17 protein-coding genes are annotated in these 19,834 nt (G+C 63.6%); 6 read left to right on the top strand and 11 right to left on the bottom strand.

The genetic code is table 11. The annotated features are described in order from the left end of the window. Nucleotides 1–82 precede the first annotated feature (82 nt). Nucleotides 83–838 (top strand): ArsR/SmtB family transcription factor, encoded by a 756-nt coding sequence (locus KNN17_RS17435; RefSeq protein WP_078106162.1) that lies wholly within the window; start codon nucleotides 83–85, stop codon nucleotides 836–838. A gap of 28 nt (nucleotides 839–866) precedes the next feature. Here the strand turns inward: KNN17_RS17435 and KNN17_RS17430 are convergent, their stop codons facing one another. From KNN17_RS17430 to KNN17_RS17420, 3 genes are all read right to left on the bottom strand, one after another. Next, nucleotides 867–1,220, bottom strand: a complete 354-nt coding sequence (locus KNN17_RS17430) for a GNAT family N-acetyltransferase (protein WP_241710205.1) — start codon at nucleotides 1,218–1,220, stop codon at nucleotides 867–869. A 423-nt stretch (nucleotides 1,221–1,643) separates the two neighbouring features. Beyond that, nucleotides 1,644–2,468 (bottom strand): pullulanase X25 domain-containing protein, encoded by an 825-nt coding sequence (locus tag KNN17_RS17425; protein ID WP_241710204.1) that lies wholly within the window; start codon nucleotides 2,466–2,468, stop codon nucleotides 1,644–1,646. A gap of 178 nt (nucleotides 2,469–2,646) precedes the next feature. After that, the gene (locus KNN17_RS17420) at nucleotides 2,647–3,672 is read right to left on the bottom strand and encodes an adenosine deaminase (protein ID WP_241710203.1); all 1,026 of its coding nucleotides are present in this window, start codon (nucleotides 3,670–3,672) and stop codon (nucleotides 2,647–2,649) included. 369 nt (nucleotides 3,673–4,041) lie between these two features. Between KNN17_RS17420 and KNN17_RS17415 the strand changes: the two genes are divergently transcribed. After that, on the top strand, nucleotides 4,042–4,947 hold the full coding sequence (locus KNN17_RS17415) for an MSMEG_6728 family protein (protein ID WP_241710202.1): 906 nt from the start codon (nucleotides 4,042–4,044) through the stop codon (nucleotides 4,945–4,947). Nucleotides 4,948–4,965: 18 nt separating this feature from the next. Further along, a complete protein-coding gene (locus KNN17_RS17410) occupies nucleotides 4,966–5,364 on the top strand; it encodes a DUF1622 domain-containing protein (protein WP_078106131.1) in 399 nt (132 codons plus the stop codon). Between the two features lie 58 nt (nucleotides 5,365–5,422). Here KNN17_RS17410 and KNN17_RS17405 read toward each other — a convergent pair whose 3' ends face one another. From KNN17_RS17405 to KNN17_RS17380, 6 genes are all read right to left on the bottom strand, one after another. After that, entirely contained in the window at nucleotides 5,423–5,596 is a 174-nt protein-coding gene (locus KNN17_RS17405; RefSeq protein WP_241710201.1) for a hypothetical protein, read from the bottom strand. Between the two features lies 1 nt (nucleotide 5,597). Continuing rightward, a complete protein-coding gene (locus KNN17_RS17400) occupies nucleotides 5,598–6,053 on the bottom strand; it encodes a hypothetical protein (protein ID WP_241710200.1) in 456 nt (151 codons plus the stop codon). A gap of 276 nt (nucleotides 6,054–6,329) precedes the next feature. Continuing rightward, nucleotides 6,330–7,739 carry a sensor domain-containing phosphodiesterase gene (locus KNN17_RS17395; protein WP_241710199.1) on the bottom strand — a complete coding sequence of 470 codons (1,410 nt, stop codon included), beginning with the start codon at nucleotides 7,737–7,739 and terminating at the stop codon, nucleotides 6,330–6,332. Between the two features lie 122 nt (nucleotides 7,740–7,861). Next, nucleotides 7,862–10,288: a Tex family protein gene (locus KNN17_RS17390; RefSeq protein WP_241710198.1), complete on the bottom strand. Its 2,427-nt coding sequence runs from the start codon at nucleotides 10,286–10,288 to the stop codon at nucleotides 7,862–7,864. A 109-nt stretch (nucleotides 10,289–10,397) separates the two neighbouring features. Next, nucleotides 10,398–10,835: a CBS domain-containing protein gene (locus KNN17_RS17385; RefSeq protein WP_078106135.1), complete on the bottom strand. Its 438-nt coding sequence runs from the start codon at nucleotides 10,833–10,835 to the stop codon at nucleotides 10,398–10,400. Between the two features lie 132 nt (nucleotides 10,836–10,967). Further along, complete coding sequence (locus KNN17_RS17380; protein WP_078106136.1) at nucleotides 10,968–11,426, bottom strand: nucleoside deaminase; 459 nt, start codon at nucleotides 11,424–11,426, stop codon at nucleotides 10,968–10,970. 78 nt (nucleotides 11,427–11,504) lie between these two features. Between KNN17_RS17380 and KNN17_RS17375 the strand changes: the two genes are divergently transcribed. From KNN17_RS17375 to KNN17_RS17365, 3 genes are all read left to right on the top strand, one after another. After that, nucleotides 11,505–11,897, top strand: coding sequence for a GntR family transcriptional regulator (locus KNN17_RS17375; protein WP_241710197.1), 393 nt, complete (start codon nucleotides 11,505–11,507; stop codon nucleotides 11,895–11,897). Next, entirely contained in the window at nucleotides 11,894–12,979 is a 1,086-nt protein-coding gene (locus KNN17_RS17370; RefSeq protein ID WP_241710196.1) for a DUF1648 domain-containing protein, read from the top strand. The genes KNN17_RS17375 and KNN17_RS17370 overlap by 4 nt, the downstream gene beginning before the upstream one ends. 92 nt (nucleotides 12,980–13,071) lie before the next feature. After that, a complete protein-coding gene (locus KNN17_RS17365; RefSeq protein WP_241710195.1) occupies nucleotides 13,072–16,749 on the top strand; it encodes a TM0106 family RecB-like putative nuclease in 3,678 nt (1,225 codons plus the stop codon). Between the two features lie 26 nt (nucleotides 16,750–16,775). Here the strand turns inward: KNN17_RS17365 and KNN17_RS17360 are convergent, their stop codons facing one another. Together KNN17_RS17360 and KNN17_RS17355 are read right to left on the bottom strand one after the other, a co-directional pair. Continuing rightward, on the bottom strand, nucleotides 16,776–18,536 hold the full coding sequence (locus KNN17_RS17360; RefSeq protein ID WP_241710194.1) for an MFS transporter: 1,761 nt from the start codon (nucleotides 18,534–18,536) through the stop codon (nucleotides 16,776–16,778). Nucleotides 18,537–18,740: 204 nt separating this feature from the next. Further along, complete coding sequence (locus tag KNN17_RS17355; protein WP_241710193.1) at nucleotides 18,741–19,811, bottom strand: alkene reductase; 1,071 nt, start codon at nucleotides 19,809–19,811, stop codon at nucleotides 18,741–18,743. Nucleotides 19,812–19,834: the final 23 nt, after the last annotated feature.

The raw sequence follows: 19,834 nt of genomic DNA, 5'->3' as shown, positions 1-19,834 counted from the left end.
CACCCCGGACATGAAACGCCCACCGGGACAAGCCCGCCCGAATTCGTTGACATGTGACTAAATGGTCACCTATCCTGAATCCATGGACGCCGTCTTCAAGGCACTCTCCGACCCCACCCGCAGGGATCTGCTCGACGAGCTCTTCCGCGAGGACGGGCAGACGCTCAGCGCGCTTGAAGCACGGTTCGACATGACCCGTTTCGGGATCATGAAGCACCTCAAGATCCTTGAGGAAGCCGGGCTGGTGGTGACCCGCCGTCGTGGTCGCGAAAAGCTCCATTACCTGAATCCGGTACCCATCAGGCTCGTCCACGACCGCTGGGTGAGCAAATATGCAGAACCATGGGCCGCTGCGTTGAGCGACCTCAAAACCAGATTGGAAAGTCCCGTGGAAAAAATCTTCGAAATCTACATCAAGACCACTCCGGAACGGCTTTGGGAAGCCATCACGGACAGCGACACCCGCAGCAAGTACCAGTTTGGCAACACCCACACTGCGGACTGGACGCCGGGCGGGCACTACGAGATGCACAATCCGAAGGCCAACGGAATGGTCCTCGGCGAAGGCGAGAACGTGGAGGTCGATCCCCCGCGCAGGCTCGTCCAGACCATGCGCGCGCTCTGGGGGGAAGACGTCAAAGCCGAAGGCACATCACGCGTCACCTGGGAGATCGAACCGGTGGGCGACTCCTGCCACCTGACCGTCACCCACAGCGATCTTCGCGAAGGCGGCAACGACCAGATCTACGGCGGTTGGCCGATGATCCTCTCCGGCCTCAAGACCTGGCTGGAGACCGGCGAAGTCCTGACGACTCCCGGTTCATTGATGTATTCGTGAGGCTCGACGGCGGGGCGAACCGCGGCCGTTAGCTCCTGGCGGCGGGAGCGAGGGCCGCGTTGAGGTACTCCAAGTGCGCCAGGGTCGGTGCAGTCGTGTTTGCCGCGTATTCCGGGTGCTTGGTGAGGAATTTCTTGATGAAAGGGCACACCGGCACGATCCCGACTCCCTCGCCCACGGTTTCCTTCAGGGCCACGTCGGCGAGCCTGCCCGCGAGGCCTTGTCCGCTGAACTCGTCGTTGATCACGGTGTGGTAGAAGATCCGCTGCGGGGACCCGGCGTCGTCGTACGCCTTGTACGCGGCCTTGCCGATCACGTGGCCATCAACCAGTACTTCAAAGCGCTCGCGGTCAACGTTGTGGCGGAAAGTGGCATCGGTCATCGCTAGCTCCTCGGTTAGGTCCTGTCGACCTACCTTAACCTTGGAGTCCGGACGCTTTGTTCCCGGTGCGACCTTGTCGACACACGCTGTGCAGCCATCAAAGGATCCCGGCACCGAGGACTCCTAGATTCCTGATTGGTTTGCTCTTTCCAACAATCCGGCATTGGTCCGGGACCACAAGTTGTTCTGAGCGTCCCGGAAGACCAGGCGCGTTACGCGCCAGTTCTCCTTACGGGTGATTGGCCGGGTGAACCCGGCCAGAGCGCCTGTGTGATCGGCCAAGGCCCAACCACTGCGGTCCTTGGGCGACTCCACAAAGTACTCCCCGGGCGATGACGCCACGCGGACAAACATTCGTCAGGTAATCCAACTCCACGCTTCCCCAAGCCCGCGTTTGGACTTGGAGAAAGCGTGAAAGAAGGACTAGGCCGTGACGATGTCGCGTGTGGCGTGGTCGTATGTGAAGGTGACCTTGCCGCCGTCGTGCTTCAGCTCGTGGTTGGCGCCGTCACGCACGCCGAACGCGCCGTAGTTCTCGTCCCACGAGCGGTTCAGCGCGATCTTGTACGTATAGAAACCGGCAGGCAGCGTAGCGGCGAGGGTCCAGACCTTACGACGGGCATTGAACTTCATTTGCGCCTCGTCGTACTGCGGAGCCCAGTCCTCCGGCGCCCCGAGAATCGTGTTGAAGTCGCCGGCGATCGCGACGGCGGACGGCTGCTCGAGCTTCTCGACGGCGGCGGCCGCTTTGGGTGCGGCAGCTTTCTTGGGTGCTGCCTTGGCGGCCGGAGCCTTCGTCGCGGCGGCTTCGGCGGCAGGCGCCTTGTCCACTGCGGGAACCTTCTTGGCCGAGGGCTTCCTGGCGGGAGCCTTCTTGACGGGGGCCGTCGGAAGCGGAGTATCTGCCGGAACAGGCGTACCCTCAGCCAACGCGCTGGCGAACTCGTCCGGCTTGGCGAAAGCGACCGTGGCCCGCAGGCCGTCGTCGGTGATGGTCCAGCCCGAACGGCCCTTGACCAGCCAGCCGGCCTTGACCAGCTTCGCGGTCTCCGTCGTCAGGTTCTTGTGGCCGCGTGGAATGCCTCCGCTGAGCAGTTCACTCTCGCGGGCGTCCAGCGGAACGCGGACAATCGCTTCAGCCAGGATCTCGCCGGCGTTCAACGACTGTTCGGACCACGTTCCCTCTGCCAAGACATCCAGGACGGTCTTGAGGCGGACACTGCTTTTTTCGACGGTGGACTTGGCCACTGGGTCTCCTTCAACGGCGGACATTCCTTCAGCAGTCTGCCAATGTTCTGTAAATTCTGGCGACTGTTCTTGGTAAACACCGTGTGTCGTGACCCACTATTACGCCCAAAAGTCGGCAAGTGATGGAAGGCTCTCGGGTACCGGTCGGTAGCTAGGGCTTGGGGTACCCTCTTGCCCCCTACTCCCCCGCGGCCTTCTCCCACTCGGCAACCTCGGCCAACAAATAGGCTTTTCGGGCCTCGTCAGCGAAGGACGAACGCACCGAGTTTGCGGCCAGAATTGCCCGCTCGCCGACAGTCAAGCCGTGCACGGCGACGAGCTGCTCGAAGTTGTCGTCCACGTACCCGCCAAAGTACGCAGGATCGTCCGAGTTCACGCTGACATTCAGCCCGGCTGCCAACATCGCAGGCAAAGGGTGGTCGGCCAAGGTGTCCACGGCGCGCAACCGGACGTTGGACAAGGGGCACACCGTCAGCGGGATTTGCTCCGACACCAACCGTTGCACCAGGGCCGGATCTTCCATGCAGCGGATGCCGTGGTCGATCCGCTCCGCACCAAGCAGATCGAGGGCCTCGTACACATAGGATGCGGGGCCTTCCTCGCCGGCATGCGCGATCCGTCGCAGTCCGGCCTCCGCCGCGCGGCGGTAGAGCCGTTCGAACTTCGACGGCGGATTGCCCACCTCGGCCGAGTCCAGGCCGATGCCGGCAATGGGCGCCTTCATGGCGAGCAGCTGGTCCAAAACCTCCAGCGCGGATTCCTCGGACATATCCCTCAGGAACGCGGCAATCAGGAGCGTCGAGACGCCGAACTCCTCCACCGACGTCGCGAGTGCGGACGCCACACCGTTGACGCACGTCTCCAGTGCCACTCCGCGAGAGATGTGCGCCTGCGGGTCCATCATGACCTCGACGTGCCGCACGCCGCCGGCCGCGGCGCGTGCCAAATATGCCCTGGTCATGTCCGCAAAGTCCTGCTCGGTGCGCAACACCGCCATGTTGGCGTAGTACAGATCAAGGAATGACTGCAGATCCGTGAACTCGTACCGTGCGCGCAGCTCGTCCAAATCCGCGTACGGAAGCTCGATCCCGTTCCGTTCAGCGAGCGCGAAAATCAGCTCGGGCTGAAGCGTCCCCTCGATGTGTAGGTGCAGCTCGGCAACCGGAGGTGCCGCCGTCGTCGTCGATTCGCCAAAAGTTTCCACCCGACAAGACTAGGACGAATACTCACCGCACCCCATTTGAACGCCCTCGCAAAGTGGGTTCAGGGCAGGTAGCGATTGATTCTGCGCAGGAGCGACCCGAAGACCGGATGGTGCTGCAATCGACGGACCATCACCGCGTTCCGAGCGCGGTCAACCGACCCCAGGCCGGACGATCTTGGCCGCGGGATACTCCGAACCGCAACACCAGCACGCGAAACCGCCTTGCACTTCATCATCGAATTCCGAAGGGGCTTCCATGGGACAAGTATTACTGCGAACCGCACTCTTCAGGGGCCCGATAACACAGGCGAGGGGAAGGCCACACCGTGTCAACTTGGATCTATGCCGTTCGGCCCCCAAACTGAAAGGATGCAGACCTTCCTCCCGTTCCCCGATTTCAAGCAAAGTGCTGCCGTCTTGGACACCGCAAGGCTTGGCAAGCAGCGTGTCGAAGCACTGCAGATCCTTCGCGCACTGGTGATCCCCGAGTTCGGCCGGCCCTCCCACCCCGCTATCCGCATGTGGATGGGCTACGTTCCCGCCCTTACTCTTTACGGCCTGGCCATGGTGGATGAATGGGTCGCCCGAGGCAACCCGGACAACACCCGCGCCAGCATCACCGAGTTCGCGCCCCAGGCGGCCCACCCGGACTACGCCTCCAAGATTCCGATGCCGCCGTGGCTGGGCGACGCCGATTTCCACCTGAGCCACCGCTCCAAGCTGCTCCAAAAGGAGCCCCGCTTCTACGCCGAACTCTTCCCGGACACTCCGAACGACCTTGAGTACCTCTGGCCCGAGCCTAGTCACGAGTTCATCCCCGAAGACCCCTACGACGACTTCATCTGGGTGCTTCGCGCCCCGGTGGGCGACGTCGAACCCGAAAAGATCGACAAGGTGGGGATGCCGGCAGCAGGCAAGGCCAAGGCTGCCAACAGCGACGGCGACGGTTACCAGTTCGTGTACGCATCGGAAACGTCCCGCCGCCCGGGCAAGACCGCCCGCAAGGCTCCGAAGCAACTGGTGAAGAAGCCCACCCGCAACCGCCAACGCCAGGACGAGGCCTTCCGCACGCTCCCCGGCAACACGTCCGTCCTCGTCCCCATCGAGGGTGGAGCCAAGTTTGCCTTGGGCAAGGTCCTCGGCCGGCCGATCACCCTGGAAGACGGCCGTTTCGGACGCAACTTCGAGGTCACCAAGATCATCGACCGTGCGGACTTCGACTACCCGGCCTTGTTGCAGGATCCCCGGGCGTTCTTCCCGATTCCGGCACCGTAACCCGGGCCAAGGGGACTGATGGATTTCCAGCAAATCATCGAGGCTGTCGGCCGGTACATGGACTTTGCGGGTGTCGCCGTGATGGTTGTCGGTGCCATCGCGTCGGTCCCGCTTGCCCTGCGCGGTTACAAGCCCAAACGCCTACCGGCAAGCTCGGCGCCGCTTTCGGTGTACCGCTCCTACAGGCAGCTCCTGGGACGCTCCATCCTGCTTGGCCTCGAATTCCTGGTGGCCGCGGACATCATCCGTACTGTCGCAGTCACCCCCACCTTTGAGAGCGTGGGGGTCCTGGCGGTCATCGTGCTGATCCGGACGTTCTTGAGCTTCTCCATCGAGCTTGAGATCACCGGGCGGTGGCCGTGGCAGAAGGCTCCCGCCCCAGGCTCGGAAGCCCATCCGGCATTGCCGACTTCGTGACTCACGAGTCGCACGCTCGCCCCCACTGCGCCGATCGCCGTCGTCTTCGTCATTGCGTCTACTTATTCTGCCGACGGACGAGCGCCCGGATAACCAAGATCTCATAGGCCACCAAGGCAACAACCCAAATGTAGTCATACCAGCGGGCGTCGAATCGAACAAGCAACGCCAGCAGACCAATGGCTGCAACCAACTGGGTGGTGACGATGGCCAACCAAGGCGTGGTCTTCACCTTAGCCACAGGAAATGATCACCCCTCCTGCCGAGAAAAGGACACCCGCACCGTAGGCGGCCCAGCCGATTGCTCCTATCGGTCCCATAAGAGACACGATTACACCAAACCCTGCATACGCACATCCTATTGACACCGGTCCGCCAGGTGCCTTTTTATTTACGAGAACGGCTTCACCCGAAAAGTCGTATCGCCCTTCAAGGCGGATTTTTAGTGCCGCTTGCGTCTCCGAAAATTGAGGACTTTCAAGGAGCAAAGCTAGACGGTTGCTATCACCGTCAAACGCCTCAGAAATTGCGGTTTGAATCTGTTCAGGTGTTTGCAACTGCGACGTTGTTGCGGCGGGTGGTGGCGCTGGAACAGTTACGGCCGTTGCGCCATTAATCCCACCGAGCAACAGAGCTGCACTTGTAACGACAACCGAAATGACGCTTCGTACTTTCTTCCCAATGCCCATTTCTCTCCCCTTTGAGTTGTAGCAAGTGGGTGACCATCATAAGTTGCATTTGTTAGAGGAAAGTTGCGACTAGGTGCTGCTAGTGCAGAATTGAGTGTCGTTTGGCGGAAAAATGAGTGTTCTTGCTTGGGACGAATGAGTATTTTCATCGAAGATGCCCGCTGGGCCCTTTGGTGAATACTCTGGTTCCCGAGGAGTGCCAGCCCAGGCCATCCCTAACGCAACTGACTCGCAGTTAACGTCGTTTTCAGGGCTCAAAACGACACCTGCTGCGAGCTAGTTGGGCCCGGGATTCATCGATGTCTTCGGTCTTCCCCGGCGTTGGAACGCCTCATCCCACTGTGCCCAGTCTTCCGGCCGCACCGACGGACGTCCGAGAAGGTAGCCCTGCCCGGCGGTCATGCCGAGCTCGGCCACCGCGCTGAGCTCGGCTTCGGTTTCGATCCCTTCGGCGACGAGGGATGCCCCGATTTCCTTGGCGAACCCGACCATGGCAGCCCCCAACGCGCGCTGGCCTTGGTCGGTGTCGATGCCGGCGATGATGTCCCTGTCCAGTTTGATCACGTCCGGCTTAAGCAGCAAGACGTGGCGCATGGACGCAAACCCGGATCCAGCGTCATCAACGGCGATCCTCAATCCACGGCCTCGCAACGATGCAAGCGCAGCCGCGAGGGGACCGTAATCAACCACATGTTGGCGTTCTGTCACCTCGAGCACTATCCGCCCCATCGGGATTCCGGCATTCGCAAAAATGTCGGGCAACCGTGGGTCAAGACATGCCCGTGGTGAGAGATTCACGGAAACCGACAACGAGGGTGGCAGCCCGGTCGCGGCGCGCAGCGCGGTTTCGAGGGCAAGAATCTCAAGCTCAACATCGAGTCCCACTGCCGCAGCTTCGACGAACCACACCTCGGGAGAAATGCCCTGCGGACTCAAGAACCGGGTCAACGCTTCAGCCCCGAGGACTGCATCTGTTTCCAAGGATCGGATCGGTTGGAAGGCTGTGAGCAAGGTGCGGCTGGCCAGGATCGCTTCAATGCGGCTCCTGATCTCGCCGGTAGCCAGCGCGTCAAGTGTCAGGGGATCAAGGGCCCTGCTGGTTCCCTCAAAACCGTTCGGCTGTCCAGCGGCGTCGCGAAGCGCCCTTCCGGAAACCTCGACCACAACCCTGCTGCCGTCTTTGTGACGGCACACGGCGTGTAGTCCGGACCACCCGGCGGCGTTCTGGGTGGACGTTTTTGCTTGCAGTGCATTCGCCAGATCGTCGGGGTCGATAACCAGGCGGAAATGCCTTCCCAGGAGCTCGGAGGGCTCGTATCCGATCAAATCCACGCCCGCCGGGCTGGAGAAGGTGAAGCGCCCGTCATGTCCTATGGCCCACAACCACTCCCGGCTGGTGCTCAGCACCGTATCCATCAAGCGGCTGGTCTTTGACGCTTGGTCCCGCTCCCGCCGCTGGTGCCGCACCAAGGAAAATGACGCGAAAACCACAACCGGCACCACGAGCAAGGAAAACCCATCCGAAATCCAGACAGGCCATCCCCATGTTTCCCACGGATCATCGCCGGAGACGTAGGGCAGCCCCACCGCCAAGACAACACCCAACTCCATGGCGATGATGACAAACAGCCACAATCCGGGCCTGAAAGTCCGCGTCTTCGTTCCCAGCCTGCCCATTCCGAACATGGCTCCCCCCTGGCACAAGCTAAGGCTGCTTCTCTTCCACATCATGCCACTCACGGTCCGGGAACCAATAGCATTCCTGTCGAAATCGTCAGGCGTCGGGGGCCGGGTTGTAGGTTTTCGGGTTACTTCCCCAACCCGGCCCGGCGGAGTGCTTCGGCCATGGCCGTGTTGACCGGCGCTTGGGGAGCCGCCTTCGCGGGAACAGCCTTGCGAGCAGGCGCACCCTTAGCAGGAACTGCCTTCGCGCCCTGTCCAGGCTGCGGCGCCGCCGGACGCCGTTCGCCTCGCTCAGCACCGCGCGGACCTCGGTCACGCCCGCCGCCCCGCGAACCGGACCCGCCCGCGGTGCCGGGTTCGTCGTCGAGCCTCAAGGTCAATGAAATCCGTTTCCGCTCCGGATCCGCTTCCAGGACCTTCACGCGCACGACCTGTCCGGATTTCACGATCTCGCGGGGATCTGACACGAACTTGTTGGCTAGCGCGGACACGTGGACCAGGCCGTCCTGGTGCACTCCGACATCCACGAACGCCCCGAACGCCGCCACATTGGTGACGGTGCCTTCCAGGATCATGCCGGGCTTGAGGTCTGAAATCTTCTCGATGCCCTCGGAGAACGTTGCTGCGGCGAATGCCGGGCGGGGGTCGCGGCCCGGCTTTTCGAGCTCAGACATGATGTCGCGCACGGTGGGCAGGCCGAACGTCCCATCCACGAACGCCTGCGGATCGAGCGATGACACCGCAGCCCCATGCGCAGCAGCCACGATCTTTCGGGCCACCGAATACGCTTCCGGGTGCACGCTGGACGCGTCGAGCGGTTCCGCTCCCCCGGTGATGCGCAGGAAGCCCGCGCACTGCTCAAAGGCCTTGGCACCCAGCCGCGGCACCTTTTTGAGGTCGGCCCGCTTGGCGAACGGGCCGTTTTCGTTCCGGTACGCCACAATGTTCTCGCTCAGGAGCGGCCCGACGCCGGCGACGCGGGCCAAAAGCGCTGGCGACGCCGTGTTCACGTCCACGCCCACGGCATTGACACAGTCTTCGACGACGGCGTCCAGCGAGCGGTCGAGCTTCGCGGCCGTGACATCGTGCTGGTACTGCCCCACACCGATCGATTTCGGTTCGATCTTCACCAATTCGGCCAGCGGATCCTGCAAACGCCGGGCAATCGACACGGCTCCGCGCAACGACACATCCATGCCCGGCAGTTCTGCGGCCGCGAGCGCGGACGCCGAATATACGGACGCACCCGCCTCGGACACCACGAGCTTCTGCAACGTGGGGCCGCCGGAGGCTGCCAGCGACTTGATGAGCTGAACGGCGAGCTTGTCCGTTTCGCGCGACGCCGTACCGTTGCCGATCGCGACGAGCTCGACGGTGTGCTGCCGCGCCAAACGCTCCAGCGTCACCAAGGCCTCGTCCCATTTCTTGGCCGGGGCGTGCGGATAGACGGTATCGGTAGCGACGACTTTGCCGGTGCCATCGACGACGGCCACCTTCACGCCCGTCCGCAGTCCCGGGTCCAGACCCAGCGTGGCGCGGTTTCCGGCGGGAGCCGCAAGAAGAACATCGCGCAGGTTGGCGGCGAAAACGCGGACGGCTTCATCCTCGGCCTGGGCGAACATGCGGCTGCGCAGATCGTTGCTCAGGCGGTCCAAAATCCGCGAGCGCCAGGCGATTTGTGCGGTCTGGACAAGCCACGCATCGGCGGGCCGGCCCCGCTCGGCGACCCCGAGGCACTTGGCCACAGCGTTCTCGTAGCGGCCGCGCGCGGCGGCCAGGGCGTCGTCGTCGGCTGGTTCTGCCTCGGCGAGATCGAGCTCCAGGACGCCGTCGTTCTCGCCGCGCAAGAGCGCGAGCACGCGGTGGCCCGGCATGCCGGAAGGCACTTGGGAGAACTCGAAGTAGTCCTTGAACTTCTGCCCCTCGGCTTCCTGGCCCTTCTTCACGCGCGACACCATCCGCCCCTGCGTCCACAGCCGCTCGCGCAGCGTTTCGGCGAGATCGGGGTCCTGGGAGACCCGTTCCACGAGGATCGAGCGCGCGCCGGCGAGCGCCGCGGAGGCATCGTCGATGGAGTGCTCGGCGTTAACGTACTGCGCGGCCTCGCGCTCGGGCTCGAGCTGCGGGTTCGCGAGAAGCGCCTCGGCGAGCGGTTCGAGGCCGGCTTCGCGGGCGATCTGCGCTTTGGTGCGGCGCTTGGACTTGAAGGGAAGGTAGATGTCTTCCAGCCGGGACTTGGTATCGGCGCCGACGACGGCGGCCTCCAGTTCCGGGGTCAGCTTGCCTTGCGCGGCAATCGCCTCGAGAACGGTTCGACGGCGGTCCTCCAGGTCCCGCAGGTACCGGAGCCGTTCCTCGAGTTCACGCAACTGGGTGTCATCGAGAGTCCCGGTGACTTCCTTGCGGTAGCGGGCGATGAACGGGACGGTGGATCCGGCGTCGAGCAATTCAACCGCGGCCTTGACCTGCCAGGACTTCACGCCGAGCTCTTGGGCGATCAGTGCGTGGATGGCGGCGTCTGCTGACTGGGGCTGGGGAAGAAGGGTCACCATGACATTTTGCCTCACGGAGTTTGCCCTGGCTAAAGACGGAGCCGAGTGCTGCACATGGGGAAGCGCCACGGCCGGAGGCCGTGACGCTTGATGGGTGCGAAAGTTGGGGTTAGCCCAGTTGCGCCATGGGGGTCTTGGCGGAGATGTGCTCCACCAATTCGCCTACGCGCTCCTCGGTGTAGTTCCGGGCGATGTCGCCCTGGCTGATGATGCCCACCAACTTGTGGTCGGTGATGACCGGAAGGCGCCGGACCTGGTGCTTTTCCATCAGGTCGATTGCTGCATCGATGCTGGCATCGGCATCGATCCAGATCGGCGTGCCCTGGGCGAGATCTGCCGCGGTCAGGCGGTCAGCATCCAATCCCTCAGCAACGCACTTGACCACAATGTCGCGGTCAGTGATGAATCCTTTGAGTCTTCCATCGTTGCCGCAGATCGGCAGGGAACCGACGTCCAGATCGCGCATCAGGACAGCCGCGTCACGCAGCGACTGCTCTTCCTTGACGCACTGGGCATTGGTGGTCATGAATTCGCGCACAACACTCATGAGTCCTCCTTGATCGATTGGGTATCGACGCGGACCCCCGGCACCGACGCCGATGCTGCCAGCCTACGCTTGGGGTTTGGCCATGGCCAGATGCTGTTCGCTCTGCCTGATTACTTGTTGCTCCCGCCCGATTTACTCGGCGATGTCTTCGGCCCACAGTTCCGGATTCTCTTCCTGGAAGGTGCGCATCATGTCAACGCACCGCTGGTCATCGAGGACCACAACCTCCACGCCCCGCGACCGCAGCAACTCGAATTCGCCGTCGAACGTGCGGGCCTCCCCCACCACGACGCGCGGGATCTTGAACTGGATGATGGTGCCCGTGCACATGGCACACGGCGCGAGGGTCGTATAGAGGGTGGTGTCCCGGTAGCTCTTCTGCCGGCCGGCTGCGCGGAGGGCCGACATTTCCCCGTGTGCGATGGGATCGCCGTTCTGGACGCGTTCGTTGTGCCCGCTCGCGATCACCACCCCACCACGGGCGAGCGCGGCGCCGATGGGAATGCCACCTTCGCCCAGGCTCTTTTGGGCCGCCTGGTACGCGGCTTCGAAGGCGGGATCGTGGGAGGTTGGGGCGTCAGACGGGTTCATTCGGAGCCTGCTTTCCGGAGGTGGGAATCTTCCGCTACTTGTTCTATAACTTATATAATAAAGAGGGAGGTGGGAGCGATGATCCTCAACGTGGACCTGGCCAGCGACGTGCCGATCTACCAGCAGCTTCGGGACCAGATCGTAGAGGCGATCGCGGACGGCGTGCTGGCCGAGGGCAGTTCGTTGCCCGCCACCAGGGCGCTCGCTGCGGACTTCGGGATCAACTTCCACACCGTCAACAAAGCCTATGACCTCTTGCGCCAGCAGGGCCTGATCCAGCTCAACCGTAAGACGGGCGGGGTGGTGACCACGACGGTTGCGGACCCGCTGTTCAGCGCGGACTGGACGGCGAGGGCACGGACCCTGCTCGCCGAAGCCGTCGCCCGGGGACTTTCGCCCGAGGAAGTTCTCGAGTCCTGCCGCTCGATTCTCGATTCATTTGGAACCACGCAGCCGGAGGAAACACCATGACCGTTGCCATTGTCCTGAGCGCCGCGTTGGCGGCACTGGTGCTCGCCATCGCGCTGGTCCTGCCAGCGATCAACAGCCCGACCGTGCCCTTCGGGGTCCGGGTACCGGCCCAACGTGCCGACGACCCGACAGTGGTCAGGCAGACCCGCGTCTACCGTTGGCGGGTTCTCCTGAGCGGGATCGTGGCCATCGGGGTCTGCCTTGCCATTTACGGAATGACCGGCGAAACGCTGCTCCTGCCGCTGTCGGTGCTGGTGCTCGTGGGCTTCTGGTACGGCTGCTTCTTCCTGGCCAACCACGAGATCCGGGCCGCAAAGGCCGCCGGGGGTTGGTATGAGGGAGTGCGCCAAGGCATCGCGGTGGATACCGAACTGCGGACCGATCCACCGCGTTTTCCCTGGCTCTGGCTGGCGCCGGCGTTGATCGTCACCATCGCTACTGTAGTGATCGGCGTGATCAGCTACCCATCGATGCCCGATGTGCTCGCGGTGCACTACGGTGCGAAAGGCATACCCAACCGATTGGCCGCCAAATCGATCGGCACCGCCTTTTCACTGGTCTTCGTGCAGATCGGCGTGACAGCGCTGCTCGTGGGCATAGCCGCGGCGATCCTCTTCCGCAGCCGGCCCGACATCGACCCGGCTCACCCGGCAGGCTCCGCACACTGGCACCGCCGGTACATGCTGCTGGGCGCCAGGGCACTGCTCGGATTGCTCGCGATGATCGACCTCGCGATGCTGGGATCGTCGTTGCTGATGTGGACAGGCACAGTCACGCCTTGGGCGCCGCTGGTGGTCGTCCTCCCGATCCTGGCCGCCGTCGCGGTAGCCGTGGTTGTCTTCGCCCGGAACAACCGCGCTCGGGACGAAGGCGAGGAGGACACCAGCCTGACCCACCGCGAGGACGACAAATACTGGCGGAGCGGCTTGTTCTACGTCAACCGCGAAGACCACGCTCTCATGGTTCCGCGGCGCTTCGGCCTGGGATGGACCCTCAATTTCGGCAATCCCAAGGCGGCCATGCTCCTTGCCGGCGTGGTGGCGCTCATCGGCCTGGTGATCACCCTCCGCTTCGCCGGCTGACCCCGCTTTGCACTGGCACTCACGCCGGGGCTGCCTTACTGTCGGACCGCACTGATAGCTTGGCTTCATCAGCTCAACGGTCTGGGGGCACGGTGTTTTTTCTCGATTCGGTAGATGCAGGGCAAGCGCAGGATTTGGTGTTTTCCGCCAGCGACCTCGTGACGGCCTTTACCTGCGAGTACCAGTTGCTGCGCACGTTGGACGAGAAACTGGGCCTCGCGCAGAAGCCGGCCTTCGCCGTCGACGAAATGCTGGAGCGCACCGCCGCGCTCGGCGACGTCCATGAGCACAGGGTGCTGGACCGTTTCGTGGCCGAGTTCGGCACCTGGGATCCGTTGGCACGTAAGGGCGTGTTCGACGTCGTTCCCGCCGAAGCGATGGACCGCGCCACCCTGCAAGCCAAGCATGCGGAGTCGATCGAGGCGCTGCGATCCGGCGCGGATGTGGTCTTCCAGGCCGCGTTCTTCGACGGACAGTTTCATGGACGCTCCGATTTCCTCGTCAAGCAGCCGGATGGCAGCTATGCGGTGTACGACACCAAGCTCGCCCGCCACGCCAAGGTCACCGCGCTGCTACAACTCGCTGCGTATGGCGATCAGCTACTCAAGGCCGGAATCACCCCGGCCCCGGATCTGACCCTTGTCCTCGGGGCTACGATTCAGCGGGACGCTGCTGGTTCGGACGGCCGGGGCGGCTTCGACTACGTGCACAGCAACCACCGGCTCGCCGATGTCCTGCCGGTATTCCGTGAGCGCCGGGACCGCTTCCTCGCTTTGACGGACACGCACCGATCCGGCTTGGAGCCTGTCCAATGGGGCGCGACCGGAGTCACCGCGTGCGGCCGCTGCGACTACTGCAAAGAACAGGTAGGCCTCCACCGGGACCTGCTGATGGTGGCGGGCATGAGGATCACGCGGCGCAAGAAGCTCATGGGAAACGGCATCTGCACCATCGACGCCCTTGCCGACATGCCCGACGCCCCGGATTCCGCCACGCGGCGCCTGCAGGAACAAGCCCGACTCCAAACCGGAACAGCCACCCCCGATGGCACCGTCAGGTACACGGACAAGACCGGCGAGGCAAAGAGCATCAGTTATTCCGTGCTGGAGTCCAATTCCTTGGCCCGGCTCCCCCGCCCCGACGCGGGAGACATCTTCTTCGACTTCGAGGGAGACCCCTTGTGGCAGGACCCTGTCACCGGCCGTTGGGGACTCGAGTACTTGTTCGGCGTCGTCGAAAATCCGACGGAGCCGGGCGGATCTCCCGTGTTCAAGCCGTTCTGGGCACATTCCCGGGCTGAGGAACGGCAGGCGTTCATCGAGTTCCTCGACTACGTGGAGGAACGCCGCATGAAGTACCCGGACATGCGGATCTACCACTACGCCGCCTACGAGAAAACCGCGTTGCGCAACCTGTCTGTCATCCACACCGTCGGCGAAGCCGCCGTGGACAACCTTCTCCGCGAAGGCGTGCTCGTGGACCTCTACGACACCGTCCGGCACAGCATCCGCATCTCCGCCGATTCGTACAGCATCAAGAAACTCGAACCCCTGTACATGGGCGAGCATTTGCGTTCGGGTGACGTGACCGACGCCGGTGCCTCCGTGGTTGCCTACTCCAACTACTGCACCGCCCGGGACGCGGACCACGAAGATGAAGCGGCAACGATCCTGGCGGGTATTTCCGACTACAACGAATACGACTGCCTTTCCACGCTGGAACTGCGCAATTGGCTGCTGGGCTTGGCAGCGGAGCGCTCCATTGAACCCGGTCTTCCAGCCACTTTGGGACCCAAATTGCCCGCGGAGACCCAGCCGGAAAAGTACGAGGCCGCACCCGAGGAAACAGCCCTCCTCGACTACCTGGCGGACTTCCCGGAGGACTCCCTTCGCTCCGATGACAACCGGGCGGTGGCGATGGTGGCGGCCGCGGTCGGCTTTCACCGGCGTGAGGACAAGCAATTCTGGTGGGGACACTTCGACCGCTTGGACCGGCCAGTCTCGGAGTGGGAGGACACGAGGGACTGCTTCATCGTGGAAGGCGGCGAAGTGCTGGAGGACTGGGCCAAGCCGACTCCGCGCAGCAATCCGGCCCGGAAGGTGCGGCTGTTCGGGCACGCCGCGGACGGTTCCGGTTTCGCGCCCGGCAAGAAGTACTTCCGGATGTACGGGCCTCCGCTCCCCGATGCCTTCCTTGGCAAGAACGAAAGCGCCCTCGGGAGATCGGGAATGTCCGGCACGGAGGTCATCGAGGTTGGTGATTCCGACGACCTTGATGAAGGCAGCTCACTCTCGGGGGCAGACGACGGCGCCTCCGATGTCGTGGCCATTTCAGAGCGACTGCCCAAGAGTGCCGAGGAATACGCGCAGCTTCCCATGGCCTTGACGCCCGACGCTCCGGTCAACACAGACGGGCAACGGAAGGCCCTCAGCGAACTGGCCATCAAGGTGCGTTCCCATCTGCCGTCGTGGCCCAAGGACCCAGCGTTGGACTTGTTGCGACGAATCCCGCCTCGGCTGGCCACTCTTGCGGAACTGCCCGCCGTCGGGACCGGCGACGACGCATACGTGGACGCCATCACGGCCGCTGTGTCGGATCTGGACCAGTCATATCTTGCCGTTCAAGGTCCGCCGGGGACGGGTAAGACATACGTCGGCTCGCGCGTCATCGCGCGACTGGTGCGTGCGGGCTGGAAAGTTGGGGTTGTTGCACAGTCCCATGCCGTCGTCGAGAACATGCTCCACGCCGCAGTCAAGGCCGGGGTGGACCCTGCACTCATCGCCAAGGAAATGAAGCACGACGACCCCGTTCCCTGGGACCAGCAAGCCAAGGACGACATCGAGCGGTTGCTTGCCGCGCCCGGAGGCTGCTTGATCGGCGGCACGGCCTGGACCATGACGGGCCGGACCGTTCCTGCGGGTTCCCTGGACTTGCTCGTCATCGACGAAGCCGGTCAGTTCTCGCTCGCCAACACCCTCGCCGTCAGCAGGGCAACGAAGAGACTGCTGCTCCTCGGCGACCCCCAGCAGTTGCCCCAAGTCACCCAGGGCAAGCACCCCGAACCGGTGGATGAGTCTGCGCTCGGCTGGCTGGCCCACGGCATGCACACGCTCCCCGCGGAGCTCGGCTACTTCCTGGCGACGTCGTGGCGCATGCACCCGGATTTGTGCGCTGCAGTGTCAGAGCTGTCCTACGATAATCGGCTGCATTCAGCACCGGCCGCTTCCAGGCGGCGGCTCTCCGGAGTCCGGGCCGGCGTCGAGTGCGTCTACGTCCAGCACCACGGCAACTCCACGCAGTCTCCGGAAGAGGCCGCGGAAGTAGTCCGGCAAGTCCGGGCGCACCTTGGCTTGGCTTGGCTCGACCCGCGCGAATCATCCGGCGAGCGGCCCCTGGCCGAAAAGGACACTCTCGTGGTGGCGGCCTATAACGCCCAGGTCCAGCTCATTCAGCACGAACTAAGGGAGGCCGGTCTACGCGGCGTACGGGTCGGGACCGTGGACAAGTTCCAGGGCCAGGAAGCCCCCGTGGTGATCGTGTCCATGGCTGCGTCCGCTGCCGCCGAGGTACCGCGCGGCATGGAGTTCCTGCTCTCACGCAACCGGATCAATGTGGCGGTGTCGCGCGGTCAGTGGCGCGCCGTCGTCGTGCGCTCACCCGAGCTGACAAACTACCTGCCGACCAGGCCGGAAGGGCTGGAACAGCTGGGTGGTTTTGTGGGCCTGTGCCAGCGCAGCAGCCCAACTGACTCGCACTTAATGTCGTTATGAGGGCTGAAAACGACAACAACTGCGAGTCAGTTGGGTGATGCCTGCCGCTCAGCTGCCTCGGCCCTACCCGGAAGTTCCTTGTACTCATACTTGCCGCCGCGCAGGGCCGAGGCGAAGGCGGCCACCAGGCACGCGGCGATGGCAAAGGCGAACGCGACGGCCAACCCTTCGGCGAACGGGCCTGAAATCAGGCTCGGGAAGAAGGAGCGGCCCGTCAGGAAGGCCGCGTCTTTGGCCGGGAGGGCGTTCAGCACTTTCGGTCCGAGCAGTGTTTGGACCGGGTTGTAGCCCAGCAAAGAGGAGAACAACACAGACACCGGCGGCAATTGGGCGACTTTGGCGGCGTCCGCGGCAGCCACCCCGTGCGCCATCAAGCCTGAGGTCAGCGTCTGCGGCAGCGTCCGGGCCAGCCCGGTGATCATGAGCGAAAAGAAGATGCCGATGGAGAGCACCATGGCCGAGTTTTGGAATGTGGTGCTCATGCCCGCACCCACGCCGCGGCGGTTGGGCGGCAGCGCGTTCATGATGCCGGCCCGGTTGGGTGCGGCGAACAGTCCCATGCCCAAGCCGTTGACCAACAACGCCAGCGAGAACGGCAAATAACCGAAGTTCACCGGCAGCACCAGCAGCCACAGGAAGCTGGCCGCTGCCACCACCATGCCCAAGGTGGCCAGGAGCCTGGCCCCGTGGCGGTCTGAGAGCCAGCCGGATACGGGTCCCGCGATCAGGAACCCCGCAGTGAGGGGCAGCATGTAGATCCCGGCCCAGAGCGGCGTGATTTCGAAGCTGTAACCGTGCTGGGGAAGCCAGATCCCTTGCAACCAGATGATCAGGATGAACATCAGGCCGCCCCTGCCGATGCCGGACATCAGGGAGGCCAGGTTTCCAGCGGTGAAGGCACGGATACGGAACAGTGCCAGATGGAACATGGGCTCCTCTATCCTCATCTCGACCCAGCAGAACACTGCCAGCACCGCGGCTCCTCCTATCAGCGCCGTGAGCACCCATGGGTTGGTCCAGCCCATGGTGTTGCCGCCGTACGGTTGGATGCCGTAGGTGATGCCTACCAACACTGCGATCAGACCCACCGCAAACGTCGCGTTGCCCCACCAGTCCAGTTTGGCCGGCTGCCTGATCCCGGTGTCGTGCAGGCTCAGGTAGGCCCAGACGGTGCCCGCCAACCCCACCGGCACGGAGACAAGAAACACGAGCCTCCAGTCCAGCGGACCCAGGAGCCCGCCGATGATGAGGCCCAGGAAGGAGCCTGCGATGCCGGCAACCTGGTTCAGGCCCAATGCCAGTCCGCGCTGATTGACCTCGAAGACGTCGGTGATGATGGCTGTGGAATTGGCCATCAGCATCGCGCCGCCGATGCCCTGGAGGACACGCATGATGATCAGCCAGAGGACGCCCGAGGTGCCGGAAAGCCACGTGAGGGACAGCAGCACCGAGAACACGGTGAAGATGGCGAAGCCGGCGTTGTACATTTTCACCCTGCCGTACATATCGCCCAGCCGCCCAAAGGTAACGACCAACACCGCTGTGACCACCATGTAGCCCATGACCAGCCACAACAGCATGCTCGTGTTGCCGGGGGCCAGTGGATCGACGTGGATGCCACGGAAAATGTCAGGCAGGGCGATCAGCATGATGGAGGAATTGATGGTCGCCATCAGCACACCCAACGTGGCGTTGACCAGTACGGTCCATTTGTAGTGCGGGCTGGCAATCGCTTGCGCGATACGGGCCTGTCGGCCGCCCCTGACAAACTGGGTCTTCGTTGCCATGACAACCACCCCTTCCCCGGCCGGGGCCGCTTCGGGATTGTTACTTCACTAAAAACCCTAAACCCGAATTCGGCACTGGGAACCGCCCAAGGGCGACTACTTTGTTTCTCCCTGGGCGTCGGGTGCCGGCGGGCGGTGGCCGAGAAGGGTTAAACCGCGACGGCGGCACCTTTCGCAGGTGCCGCCGTCGGGGTCTCGGGTGTCCTAGTTGGCGTAGAACGGGTAGTCGGTGTACCCCTTGGCGCCTTCGCCGTAGAACGTGGACGGATCCGGTTCGTTCAGCGGGAGGCCTTCACGCCACCTGCGCGCAAGGTCCGGGTTGGCGATAGCTGGGCGGCCAACGACCACGGCGTCGGCGTGACCGTCGGCCACGAGTGCCAAGGCTTCATCCCGCGTGGTCACTACGCCGAACCCGGTGTTCACAAGGAACGTGCCGTTGAAGCGCTCGCGCAGGTCCTGGACGAGCTCACCCTTGGGATCATGGTGAAGGATGCTGAGGTAGGCGAGGTTGAGCGAAGCAATGGTGTCGACCAGGACTTCATAGGTGGCGCGGACATCGGCGGGGTCGGTCTCGGCAATCCCCTGGACCGAGTGCTCCGGGGAAATCCGGATGCCGACCCTGTTGGCGCCCAGCGCTTCCACCACCGCGTTGACGGTCTCGATCACGAAGCGTGCACGGTTTTCCGGGGAGCCGCCATAGCTGTCAGTGCGGACATTGCTGTTGGGGGCCAGGAATTCATGCAGCAGGTAGCCATTCGCCGAGTGGAGCTCGACGCCGTCGAATCCTGCCTCGACGGCGTTCCGGGATGCTGTGACGATTTCCTGGATTACCGAGGGAAGTTCATCGGTGCTCAGTTCGCGGGGCACGGGGTACGGCTTCTTGCCGTTCGGGGTGCGGACTTCGCCGTCGATGGCCACGGCACTGGGTGCCACGATCTCGTGGCCGCCGGTGATGTCCGCGTGGGAAACGCGGCCTCCGTGCATGACCTGGGCGAAAATCCGGCCGCCCTCGGCATGGACGGCGTCGGTCACCTTTTTCCAGCCCGCGAGCTGTTCCTCCGTGACGAGCCCGGGCTGCCCGGGGTAGGACTGGCCTGCGGGCGTCGGGTAGGTGCCCTCGCTAACGATCAGCCCGAGGGAAGCACGCTGCCGGTAGTGTTCCACAACCAGCGGGCCGGGAACACCCTCGGCGCCCGAACGGAGGCGGGTCAGCGGCGCCATGACCAAGCGGTTGGGAAGTTCAATCTCGCCAAGAGTCAAAGGGGAAAACAACATGGGCAGTGCCTTTCAAACGGGAA

Source organism: Arthrobacter bambusae (assembly GCF_022606295.1).
Classification (GTDB): domain Bacteria; phylum Actinomycetota; class Actinomycetes; order Actinomycetales; family Micrococcaceae; genus Arthrobacter; species Arthrobacter bambusae_A.
The sequence above is the reverse complement of the archived record's forward strand: the minus strand, read 5'-3'. Positions and strand labels throughout refer to the sequence as shown.